The following is a 12,179-nucleotide window of genomic DNA, read 5'->3' as shown; positions in this document are numbered from 1 at the left end:
ATAAGAAAATAAAAAATCATTTCTAATATTCTTCCTATTCAATATATTAGATACATTTTATGTCATAATGTCACATCAATTTAAAAAAAATAAAAAAAATAACTGACATTTCCTAGTCAAAAAGGAGTTGGCACACGATTTGACTAGTAGTAAAATGTAAAATTGAATTTAAAATACTAATATAAATAGATTATTATGAGTAAAATAATTGGAATTGATTTAGGTACAACAAACTCTTGTGTTTCTGTAATGGAAGGTAATGAGCCAGTTGTAATTCCTAACGCAGAAGGAAAAAGAACTACCCCATCTATCGTTGCCTTTGTAGAAGGAGGAGAACGTAAAATTGGTGACCCAGCTAAAAGACAAGCTGTAACAAACCCTACAAAAACAGTTTATTCTATTAAACGTTTTATGGGTAACAAATTTTCTGAATCTACCCAAGAAGCAACAAGAGTTCCTTATAAAGTAGTAAAAGGAGATAATGATACACCTAGAGTAGATATTGATGGTCGTTTATATACGCCTCAAGAAATTTCTGCAATGGTGTTACAAAAAATGAAAAAAACCGCTGAAGATTACTTAGGAACTGAAGTTTCTGAAGCAGTTATTACTGTACCAGCATATTTTAACGATGCACAAAGACAAGCTACTAAAGAAGCTGGTGAAATTGCAGGTTTACAAGTAAAAAGAATTATAAACGAGCCTACTGCTGCTGCATTAGCTTATGGTTTAGATAAGTCTAACGACGATAAAAAAATTGTTGTTTTTGATTTTGGTGGTGGAACACATGATGTTTCTATCTTAGAATTAGGAGATGGTGTTTTTGAAGTATTAGCTACTGATGGAGATACACATTTAGGTGGTGATGATGTTGATGAAAGAATCATTAACTGGTTAGCAGAAGAGTTTAAAGCTGATGAAGATTTAGATTTACGTAAAGACCCAATGTCTTTACAACGTTTAAAAGAAGCTGCAGAAAAAGCGAAGATTGAATTATCTTCTTCTGCATCTACAGAAATTAACTTACCTTATGTTACTGCTACTGCTAGCGGACCAAAACACTTAGTAAGAACATTATCTAGATCTAAATTTGAGCAATTAATTGACGATTTAATAAAAAGAACTATTGAGCCTTGTCAAACTGCTTTAAAAAATGCTGATTTAACTATTTCTGATATCGATGAAATTGTATTAGTTGGTGGTTCTACAAGAATACCTGCTGTACAAGAAGCTGTTGAGAAATTCTTTGGAAAAGCGCCAAGTAAAGGAGTAAACCCTGATGAAGTTGTTGCTTTAGGAGCTGCAATTCAAGGTGGAGTTTTATCTGGAGATGTTAAAGATGTATTGTTATTAGACGTTACACCTTTATCTTTAGGTATTGAAACAATGGGTAATGTTTTCACAAAATTAATTGATGCAAACACAACCATTCCTACAAAAAAATCTCAAGTATTCTCTACAGCAGTAGACAATCAACCATCTGTAGAAATTCACGTTTTACAAGGTGAAAGAGCAATGGCGGCAGATAATAATACTATTGGTCGTTTCCATTTAGATGGTTTACCACCAGCACAAAGAGGAATTCCTCAAATTGAAGTAACTTTTGATATTGATGCAAATGGTATTATTAAAGTTTCTGCTTTAGACAAAGGAACTAACAAATCTCATGAAATTAGAATTGAAGCTTCTTCTGGTTTATCTGAAGAAGAAATTGAAAAAATGAGAAAAGATGCAGAAGCAAATGCTGATGCTGATAAAGTTGCTAAAGAAACTGCAGAAAAAGTAAACGGAGCAGATTCTATGATTTTCCAAACGGAAAAACAATTAAAAGAATTTGGAGACAAATTATCTGCGGATAAAAAAGGACCAATTGAAGCTGCTTTAGTAGAATTAAAAGCTGCTCATGAATCTAAAGATTTAGCACAAATTGATGCTGCTATGGAAAAGATTAATGAAGCTTGGAAAGTTGCCTCAGAAGAAATGTATGCTGCTGAACAAGGAGCTGCAGGAGCTGATGCTGGTGCTCAACAAGCGCAACCAGAAGCAGATGCTCAGGGAGACAATGTTGAAGATGTAGATTTTGAAGAAGTAAAATAAGCAGAGAACCAATTTTGTAAAACAAAATTGTATGAATCGCTTATCCCGATGAAAGAGGGATCTTCATAAAGAAATCCGTGATTATTCATTGGGATCTCATAAAAGTTTTCTAAACTTGATTTGAGATTTATACTAAAAAGAAAAAACATCTTTTCTATAAATAACTAAAACGCAATCATTCATTTGATTGCGTTTTTTTATGACATAAAATTACCACAATAAATTATTTCGGAAAGTTTTAATTACCTTTTGGAAAGTTTTAAGAGTAAGTCTTAATATTAATAACAAACATTAAAACTTATTTCTAACAAGTTTATATTACTTTTAAAGTATTGAAATTTTTATTGATGAATATAATTAAAAAAACTTACTCAAAAATAGTAAATATTGGTATTTACAATGATGCCAAAAAAGAACATAAAAAAATTCGTTTATTAAATGCATTCTGTTTAACATGGGGATTTTCTATTTTATTATTTATCAGTTTAGATCCTTTTTTTAGTCAAAATTTTCTAAACAGTTTAAAAGTTCATCTTTTTTCTTTCTTAGCTATAATATTAGTATTCTTTTTACAAAAAAAACAACTTTATACCTTAGCAAGAGTAATTTACATTTTGGCACTAATTTCTGTAACATTTATTTTTGCAAACTTTATAGAACCTCTTCGTCTCATGGAAAATTTCTATTTTGTTTTTCCTTTGATAGCTCTTGTTTTTATTGATAAAAAATGGATTACCATATCTATTATGTTTATTTGTTGGCTACTTTATTACGTTCCTTTTACATTAGATACAAATCTGTATCCAGAAAAAATGATGAATCCTGGATTAATTCTCGCCGTTTTTACAGGTACCTATGTTATCCTCAATTACTCTAAAGTTTTAAACAAAAAAAGTGAAGAAAGGTTACTAAAAAGCAAACAAGAATTAGAATTGGCTTATCTAGAGTTAGAAGAACGCAAAAAAAGTGAGTTGGCACATCTGCAACTAAAATCATTAAAAGCACAAATGAATCCGCATTTTATGTTTAATGCAATGAATTCTATACAGAGCTTAGTTTTAAAAGGCGACAAACATGAAGCCTATAATTACTTAACTAAATTTGCCTCATTAATTAGAGAAAATTTAAACATGAGTGAGAAAAGTTTTATTGAATTCGATGAAGAATTATCTCTTTTAAAAAAATATTTAGAATTAGAAAAACTACGTTTTAGAGAAGATTTCGAATATATAATTATAGGAGAAAATTCTATTGAAGATATAAAAATACCATCAATGATTATTCAACCATTCATAGAAAACGCTTTAAAACATGGGCTATTACACAAAACAGAAGGTATCAAAAAAGTGAAAATTGAATTTTCTCTAAATACCGTTTTTAAATGTATAATTACAGACAATGGTGTTGGTATAAAAGTTTCTGAAGAAATAAATAAAAAAAACCACAACAAAGAAGTTTCTTTCTCTACCAAGGCAATAAAAGAAAGATTAGCATTACTAAAAACATATTACAATTCAGATATTGGTTTTGAGTATGAAAATATTACAGAAGGCACAAAAGTTATTTTAAAAATACCTTACAGTAAAGAATAGTAAAAACCGTTAGACTATTATTTAGTAGTATTAAAAATATTAGTGTTCACCAAAACAATCCCTAAAAGAATCTAAAAAAGAGGTATAGGCATTAAACTTTTTATCAAAGTAATTATAGGTAAACTAACCTTATTAAAAAATTCCATTTACAAAAGAATATGAACACATTAAACGCTATTATAATTGATGATGAAGTTAATGCTCGAGAAAATTTACGCTATTTAATAACAGAATTTTGTAAAAATATATCTATTATTTCTGAAGCAAAAAATGTTGACGAGGGAGTTCTTCTTATAAAAGAACATCAACCTCAACTTGTTTTTTTAGATATAGAAATGCCTCAAAAAAATGGATTCCATCTATTGGAAGCTTTTGATGAAATTGACTTTCAAATAATTTTTGTCACTGCCTATGATCAATATGCTATAAAAGCTTTTCAAGTTGCGGCCCTAGACTACTTGTTAAAACCAATAGACATAGAAAGGTTGCAAAATGCAGTAGAAAAAGCATCTAATTTAATAGCTACTGGTGGAGTTAATAATCGATTCAACTTATTAAAAAATAATAGACAAAAAGTAAAAAAAATTGCAATTCCTTATAAAAGTGATTATGTAATTTTAGACCTTAAAAACATTTTTTGCATTGAAGCAGATAGAATGTATGCTATACTTTATACCGAAAAAGGTAAAAAATATGTTGCCGCAAAAAAACTAAGTTATTATGAAAATTTACTTTGTGAAGAAAATGAGTTTTTAAGAATACATAGATCTTGGATTATAAACAGTAATGCCATTAAAATGTATTCTAAAAAAGAAAAATGTATTCAACTTAAAAATGATATCAAAATCCCAGTAAGTAAAAGTTACAAAGAAGAATTTGAAGCTATTTTCTTCACTTAAAAACACATTCGGAAACTAAAACAAATCACTCGGAACCTATTTAATATTCTTTACAAGCAAATAGCTTTTTTTTACTTTACATTAATCTAAAAAAATGTTATGAAGAAAAAAATACTTATGCTATCGCTATTAATTAGTGGTTTTATGAATGCTCAGTTTCCTACCTCCGATATTATGGTTCAATATGGGTTTGATAATGGAAATTTAGTTACAGACGGGGTAAACGGAAATAATTTAACGTATACAGGCACTTCTTTTACAGAAGTTAATGATCGTTTTGGAAATGCTCCAACAAGTGCATTACAGCTTAACGGAAGCAACTTTAGCAGTAACTTCTCTTTTCCGAATACTACAACAGATACTAGCCTTAGTTTTTGGGTAAAAACAACAACAAACTCTAACGACTCAAAAATTATTTTAGAGAAAAGTGCAAGAGCAAGTGTTACTGCTGTTGGTTGGGGCGGACTCTCTATAAGACTAGAAGAAGGTAAAATTAGAGTAGAAGCTGGTTATCAATTTACGTATTATAATGGTGCAACATCAGTAGTAAAGCATAGTATTCTTTCTAATGCAGTAATTAGCGATGGTGATTGGCATCATATAGTTGTTTCAATTTATAATAGATCAGATAATCTTGGTACTAGTAAAGGTGTAAATAATGTTATAAAAATTTATGTAGACGGTGCTATAGATAGCAACGACACAAAAAATAATCGTCCAAGAACTTTTCAAAACAGACAACTTAAAGTAACCAACGGGCATGCAAATGGAAATCTTTTTGTAGTTGGAAATTTAAGAAACGGTGCAGCTCCAAGTAATAGCAGATATGAAGATGTTATTGATGACGTACTTGTCTATAAAAAATTACTTACAGACGCAGAAATTAATAGTATTGGAGACTACAATAATTTCTGTAAAGAAATAAGTAACTCATACTTATCTGCGACTAACATTACAAATACAAATATGGATGTAAAAATTTCTGGCACACAAACTGTAGATATTGCATACCATAAAGCCTCAGAACCTTTTTCAAATGCAACTATTACTACAGGTGTTTCTGGCGGATCTACTATTTCTATTTCTAATACAGTAGCAGAAACTTATAATGTATATATTAGAAAAAATTGTGGAACAGGTAGCTTTTCTACATGGTCTAATCCAGTTGTATTTAAAAATTTAGGACTACCTACTTTTGTAAAATCTGATGCTACAGGTAATAACGATGGTAGTAACTGGGCAAATGCTTATACAAATTTAGACAATGCAATTACAAATACACTTGCAGGTGAAGAAATTTGGATGGCAGCTGGTATTTACAAACCTCATACCTCTAATAGAACTGTTTACTATACAATAAATAAAAAAGATTTAAGAATTTATGGTGGTTTTATAGGTACAGAAACAACACGTAATCAAAGAGATTTTATAGCAAACAAAACTATTTTATCTGGTGATTTACAAGCAAATGATGTTAACGTTACTGATTATGCTAATAATTATGCAAATACTTCTAGAAATGCAGATAATAGCCATCATATTATTAATGTTACTGCAACAGGAAATAATTTATTATTAGATGGTTTAATTATTAGTGATGCTCATAATAATTTAAGTGCTACAGAAAGAGGAGGTGCAATAGTTAAAGAAAAAACAGTAGCTAAATTAAGTATAAAAAACTGCATCATTAAAAACAATGTTTCTAGAAATGATAATGCAGGTTTAATAGCAGAATTCGAATTAAATAACACATCAGGAGATAGAGGTACTTTAATTATTGAAAACTCTCAATTTATTAACAATATGTCTCGTTGGGCAAGTGGTATTTATAGTTTTGTAAGAGCCAATACAAATGTTGATATCACGGTAGCAAACTCTTTGTTTAATGGTAATTTAGCAGGAGATTTAAGTGCAACAGTAAAAGGACTAGGAGGAAGCGCTTCTTGGATTAGAGTTATTGACAATACATCTAACGTTTCACTAAAATTAACAAATAACACCTATGTAAACAATTTAGATTTAGGTACAGATCAATCATTAAACAATTTTAGTAGAGCTACAGTGGGTATAAGTAAACAACCAGGAATTAATAGTACATTTAATGCAACTGTTAATAACTGCATTTTTTGGGATAATACTACAGTTGGTGGTGCAAAAACAAGATCTATTACAGATTTATACAAAAACCCTTTAAATTCGTTAGTTGTTAATAATTCTATTGATTCCTACAATTTTAATGATGATAGTATCAGTAGTAAAGTTGCAACAACTACAGCAGATCCGTTATTTGTAAGTGCAACAGATTTTTCATTACAAGCAACATCACCTGCAATAAATGCAGGAAATAACAATTATTTTTTCGGAAATACAGACATTTTAAGAAACGATAGAATATTTAACACAACTATAGATATAGGTGCTTATGAATATGGTTCTCCTGTTTCTACGTCAAAAATATTAAAAATAAATGCTGTAAATGGATCGGTAACTAGTAATCCAAAGCCAAACCCGGCAAACGGAGCTTATAATAATGGAGATGTTGTAGCCTTAACAGCAACACCAAATGCTGGATATCAATTTGATGGTTGGTCTGGAAATGCTACAGGAACTACAAACCCAATTAATATTACTTTGGATGAAGATAAAATAGTTACAGCAAATTTTAGTCAACTAAAACATACATTAACTGTTACATCTACAAACGGAGTAGTAACAAGTAACCCATTTCCAATAAATGGCGCTTATATTCATAACACTGTGGTTACCTTAACAGCAACACCAAATGCTGGATATCAATTTGATGGTTGGTCTGGAGATGCAAGTGGTTACACAAATTCTATTAATGTAACTATGGATGCCGTTAAAAATATAACAGCTAACTTTAGTACAATCTGTATTTTAAATACACCTGATAATAATTTTAAAAATGCATTATTAAATAATGCTACAAATATTGATTTAAATAATGATGGTCAAATACAATGTACAGAAGCAAATGCTTTTAGTGGAGCTTTAACTATAACTTATAAGAATATTACAGATTTAACAGGAATAGAGGCATTTACAAAAATGACCAAATTTACAGTAGACAGAAACAAATTAACTTCTATAGATTTATCTAATAACACCGCTTTAGTAGAAATAGATTGCTCGCAACAAGCCGCAAGTTTAACAACATTAATATTACCACAAACTACAACGTTAACCAAGTTAGTTTGTTTTAATAATAAATTAACTGCGCTAGATTTATCTAACAACCCTAATTTAACTGAAGTAAATTGCCGAATAAATCAAATAGCATCTTTAAATACTACTGGTTTAACAAAACTAACAAAATTAGATGCTCAAATAAATAAAATAACAAGTTTAGACCTTTCTACAAATACAAATTTAAAAGAATTGGTTTGTAATGAAAATGATCTTACTGCTATTGATGTTTCTAATAATTCATCATTAACAACTCTTCGACTTTATAAAACATTAATTACTAGTTTAGATGTATCTCAAAACCCTGCTTTAACTTATTTATTTATTAGAAATAGTAAATTAATCAATTTAAATGTAGCCAATGGTAATAATTCAAATTTTACTTATATGGGTACAGATGGAAACCCAGATTTAACTTGTATTCAAATAGATGCTGGTTTTACTCCAGCTTCACCAGTATGGAACAAAGATGTTACCGCTAGTTATAGTACAAACTGTAATGCAACAGCAAGCATTAAAGATGTCAATCAAATTCATGTTTCAGTCTTTCCAAATCCTATAAGTAATCTTGTTACCATTCAATTGGATGAAAAAATAAAAATTGGAAAAATTTTAGACCTAACAGGAAAAGAAATTAAAATATTTCAGAAAAATAAAATTGATATTCATAGTATTTCACCTGGAATATACATTCTAAAAATAGAAACTAAAAGTGGGAAAATTGCAATGAAAAAGATTATAAAAAAATAAACTCCTAATTTTCTAAGTAACTTTAAACGCAATCATTCATTTGATTGCGTTTTTTTTAGTTTTACCACAACACACCAATCTCTAGTTGATTATTAAGAATGCTTTGCTAAATTTGCATCAATTATAAATAAGCACTTTGAAAACCTACAACAAAACCAACTTTTTTAAACATACTTTCTGCGAATTCAAACAAGTTGATGACTTTGATTTCCCTGAAGAAACTAATTATAAAAGTAAGTCTGAAAGCATGTATTTTTATACTGATGAAGGTGTGTATAGAAAATCGAATCATTGGGGACGCGTTGCCAATTGTAGATGGAAGTTAATAGCTAATGAAGATTATAAAAATCAGAATATAGCAATTGGTTTTGCAAAATGGGTAGACTTCTACCCGCTTACATCTACTGAAAAATATTTTTTTATTGAAGTTAATTTTGAAGATAAAACGGCAAAAATTCAACCAAAAAAAGAAGAAGCAACAAATTATCTATTTACTTTTTCTGAAGCTCAGAAAAGAATTAAGCAAATAACTCAATTATTTAAAAATGATAAATGGGCAAATTATTTTGAGGGTGATCTAAATGACCTTCAATTTCATATCATTACAGAATACATCAATTCAACTAAAACTTTACAAGAGATTAAGTTAGCGCATAAATAATATTTTCTTTTTTATTTCAGTAAATTTGCACTTTAAAATTCTAACATTTCAAAAGTCAATAATTTACATGAACATACCACAAACTAGTTTTCCAAGAGTTGTAATTATTGGTGGCGGTTTTGCGGGTTTAGCAGCTGCAAAAGGATTAGAAGAACAAGAATTGCAAGTTGTTTTAATTGACAAACACAACTATCATACATTTCAACCTTTATTATACCAAGTTGCAACAGGTGGTTTAGAGCCAGATTCTATTGCTTTTCCACTAAGAAAACGTTTTAATGATGTTGATAATTTCTATTTTAGATTAACAGAAGTAGAAAAAATAAACACAGAAAACAACACCATTGAAACTTCCATTGGAAACTTAGAGTATGACGAATTAATTATAGCTACAGGTTCTACAACCAACTTTTTTGGTAATACCAATATCAAAAAACATACGATGGAAATGAAATCCATTCCGCAATCTTTAAACATTAGAAGTTTAATTTTAGAAAATTTTGAAGAGGCTTTATTAACTTCTAACATAGAAGAAAGAAATGCCTTAATGAATTTTGTAATTGTAGGTGGCGGACCAACAGGTGTAGAATTAGCTGGTGCCTTAGCAGAAATGAAAAAAGGAATTCTACCAAAAGATTATCCGGATTTAGATATTAGACAAATGCAGATAAACTTAATTCAAAGTTCTGAATGTTTGTTAAAAGGGATGAGCGCAAAAGCTTCTGAAAAAGCAGAAGACTTTTTAATAAAATTAGGCGTTCATGTATGGAAAAACCTGCGTGTTTTAGATTATGACGGAAAAACGGTTACTACAAATGGCGAGGATCATTTTAATGCAGAAACCGTAATTTGGGCAGCAGGAGTTAAAGGGCAAATGATTGATGGTTTAAACACAGAATGTGTTATAGAAAGAGCTGCAAGAATAAAAGTAAATGAGTTTAATCAAGTTTTAAATCACCCTAATGTATATGCTATTGGTGATGTTGCTTGTATGACTTCAGAAAAAAATCCTTATGGACATCCAATGATGGCGCAACCTGCTATTCAACAAGGAAAATTAGTTGCAAAAAATATTTTAGCAAAGTTTTTTAACAAAGAACAAAAGGCATTTGTTTATGATGATAAAGGTTCTATGGCAACTATTGGGCGTAATAAAGCAGTTGTAGATTTGCCTAAATGGAAGTTTCAAGGAATTTTTGCTTGGTATGTTTGGATGTTTGTACATCTTTTTTCTTTAATTGGTTTTAGAAACAAAGCCATTGTTTTTCTAAATTGGGTGTATAATTACATTCGTTTTGATAGAGAAACTCGTTTAATTATTAGACCCTATAAAAAGAAAAATAAGTTTTCTTTTAAAGATTAATATATGGCTAATAAAAGGATTATAAAATGTCCGAATTGTGGTGTTTTTAATACCAATAAAGAATATTGCACCAATTGCAACACCTTAATTTCGCATCAAAAAAAAGTAGCCATAAAAGCTAAAGCTGTAAAACAACAACAAGTAGATAAAGCTATTTTTGAAAAAGAAAACCCCAATTTAGCTGAGAGGTTAAAAAATCATCATTTTTGGTTATACAAAATTGTTGGTTGGCTTTTATACTCTGCAATTATGGTAGTTAGTATTATAGGTACTGGTTTGGCTTGGTTTATTGCAATGGTTGCTGCTGGTTAATATGAATAAAACACTCTTTTACTATTTTATATTTTCTTTATTCACAGGTACTAGCATCTATGTTCTTCAATATTTTTCGGTGCCTTTACCAAGAGTTATTCGTTTTTATTTAAATGACTTTTTAATCATTCCAATCATTCTTTTTATCTGTTTACAGTTTTTAAAATGGTCTAAAAACAACGTTCATTACACATTAAATCTATCTATTATTTTATACTTATGTTTTTTATATAGTTTATTATTCGAGTATTTTTTTCCTAAATATTTAGCAAGATATACCAAAGACTTTGTAGATGTTATTTTATATTTTGCAAGCGGATTTTTATTCTATTACTTACAAAAAACTAAAAAATGATTTCTACTAAAATTGCAAAAGAAAATATTGTTCGTTTAAACACTGCAATTACCTACATAGAAAATCATTTGTCAGATAAATTATCCTTAGAAATTGTTGCAGAAAAAGCGCATTTTTCTCCTTATCATTTTCATCGTTTATTTAAAATTGTTGTTGGTGAAACGGTTCATAATTTCATCAACAGAAAAAAAATTGAAAAAGCAGCTTCTTATTTATTACATCAGAAAGAAAAAAGCATAACAGAAATATCAGAAAAAATAGGTTTTAGCAATTTATCTTCTTTTTCTAAAACCTTTAAAAAATATTACGGAATGTCTCCTAATCAATTTAAAGAGGCAAGCCCCAATCATTTTAGCAAGATTAGCAAAACAGAAAGCAAGATAGGCAAAGTAACTGTTTCTTTTGAGCAATATCTTTGTAACATCAATAATGCTTTAAACTGGTTCAAAATGAATGCAAAAACAGAGATTAAAAAAATTCCGAGACTAGATTTAGCAACCATTTCTCATAAAGGAAAAATAGAAGCAATTGGTAGTGTCTATAATAAATTAGTTAAATGGGCTGCACCAAAAGGTTTAATTAACGCGCAAACTAGAATGGTAACCATTTATCATGATAGCCCCAAAATTACAGACCCAAATAATTTAAGAATGAGTGCTTGTATTGTTCTAAATGATCCTATTGAAATTGATGGAGAAATAAATTTAAGAGTTCTAAGTTCTACAAAATGTATTGTTTCTCGATTAGAAATTACTCCTTTTCAATTTCAACAAGCTTGGGAATCTTCGTTTGCTTTTATGGTAGAAAATGGTTACAAAAAATCAGAAATTGACCCTTTTGAAATCTATTATAACAACGCTGCAGAACATCCAGAGAACAAATTTATTGTTGATTTGTGTATTCCTGTTTTGTAAATTACAATTCATCATTCAAAAATTACAAC

8 protein-coding genes are annotated in these 12,179 nt (G+C 29.2%); all 8 read left to right on the top strand.

The genetic code is table 11. The annotated features are described in order from the left end of the window. The first annotated feature begins 195 nt into the window (after positions 1–195). The 8 genes from dnaK to WG951_RS14495 all read left to right on the top strand — a co-directional run bounded on the left by dnaK (position 196) and on the right by WG951_RS14495 (position 12,150). Complete coding sequence (dnaK, locus tag WG951_RS14530; RefSeq protein WP_105047670.1) at positions 196–2,097, top strand: molecular chaperone DnaK; 1,902 nt, start codon at positions 196–198, stop codon at positions 2,095–2,097. Positions 2,098–2,444: 347 nt separating this feature from the next. Beyond that, positions 2,445–3,689 carry a sensor histidine kinase gene (locus WG951_RS14525; protein ID WP_105047669.1) on the top strand — a complete coding sequence of 415 codons (1,245 nt, stop codon included), beginning with the start codon at positions 2,445–2,447 and terminating at the stop codon, positions 3,687–3,689. Positions 3,690–3,847: 158 nt separating this feature from the next. Next, positions 3,848–4,588: a LytR/AlgR family response regulator transcription factor gene (locus tag WG951_RS14520; protein ID WP_105047668.1), complete on the top strand. Its 741-nt coding sequence runs from the start codon at positions 3,848–3,850 to the stop codon at positions 4,586–4,588. Between the two features lie 99 nt (positions 4,589–4,687). Then, positions 4,688–8,545: an InlB B-repeat-containing protein gene (locus WG951_RS14515; protein WP_105047667.1), complete on the top strand. Its 3,858-nt coding sequence runs from the start codon at positions 4,688–4,690 to the stop codon at positions 8,543–8,545. Between the two features lie 136 nt (positions 8,546–8,681). Next, positions 8,682–9,206, top strand: coding sequence for a hypothetical protein (locus WG951_RS14510; RefSeq protein ID WP_105047666.1), 525 nt, complete (start codon positions 8,682–8,684; stop codon positions 9,204–9,206). Between the two features lie 67 nt (positions 9,207–9,273). Then, on the top strand, positions 9,274–10,569 hold the full coding sequence (locus tag WG951_RS14505) for an NAD(P)/FAD-dependent oxidoreductase (protein WP_105047665.1): 1,296 nt from the start codon (positions 9,274–9,276) through the stop codon (positions 10,567–10,569). A 3-nt stretch (positions 10,570–10,572) separates the two neighbouring features. Further along, complete coding sequence (locus WG951_RS14500; protein ID WP_105047664.1) at positions 10,573–10,881, top strand: hypothetical protein; 309 nt, start codon at positions 10,573–10,575, stop codon at positions 10,879–10,881. 351 nt (positions 10,882–11,232) lie between these two features. Next, positions 11,233–12,150 (top strand): AraC family transcriptional regulator, encoded by a 918-nt coding sequence (locus WG951_RS14495; RefSeq protein WP_105047662.1) that lies wholly within the window; start codon positions 11,233–11,235, stop codon positions 12,148–12,150. The last annotated feature ends 29 nt before the right edge of the window (positions 12,151–12,179 follow it).

Origin of the sequence: Polaribacter butkevichii (assembly GCF_038024105.1) — a bacterium.
In the GTDB taxonomy this organism is placed as follows: Bacteria; Bacteroidota; Bacteroidia; order Flavobacteriales; family Flavobacteriaceae; genus Polaribacter; species Polaribacter butkevichii.
The sequence above is the reverse complement of the archived record's forward strand: the minus strand, read 5'-3'. Positions and strand labels throughout refer to the sequence as shown.

Bases quoted from the DNA above. Each gene is read 5' to 3' on its own strand.
- dnaK (WP_105047670.1), top strand. From the start codon at position 196: ATGAGTAAAATAATTGGAATTGATTTAGGTACAACAAACTCTTGTGTT.
- WG951_RS14525 (WP_105047669.1), top strand. From the start codon at position 2,445: ATGAATATAATTAAAAAAACTTACTCAAAAATAGTAAATATTGGTATT.
- WG951_RS14520 (WP_105047668.1), top strand. From the start codon at position 3,848: ATGAACACATTAAACGCTATTATAATTGATGATGAAGTTAATGCTCGA.
- WG951_RS14515 (WP_105047667.1), top strand. From the start codon at position 4,688: ATGAAGAAAAAAATACTTATGCTATCGCTATTAATTAGTGGTTTTATG.
- WG951_RS14505 (WP_105047665.1), top strand. From the start codon at position 9,274: ATGAACATACCACAAACTAGTTTTCCAAGAGTTGTAATTATTGGTGGC.
- WG951_RS14500 (WP_105047664.1), top strand. From the start codon at position 10,573: ATGGCTAATAAAAGGATTATAAAATGTCCGAATTGTGGTGTTTTTAAT.
- WG951_RS14495 (WP_105047662.1), top strand. From the start codon at position 11,233: ATGATTTCTACTAAAATTGCAAAAGAAAATATTGTTCGTTTAAACACT.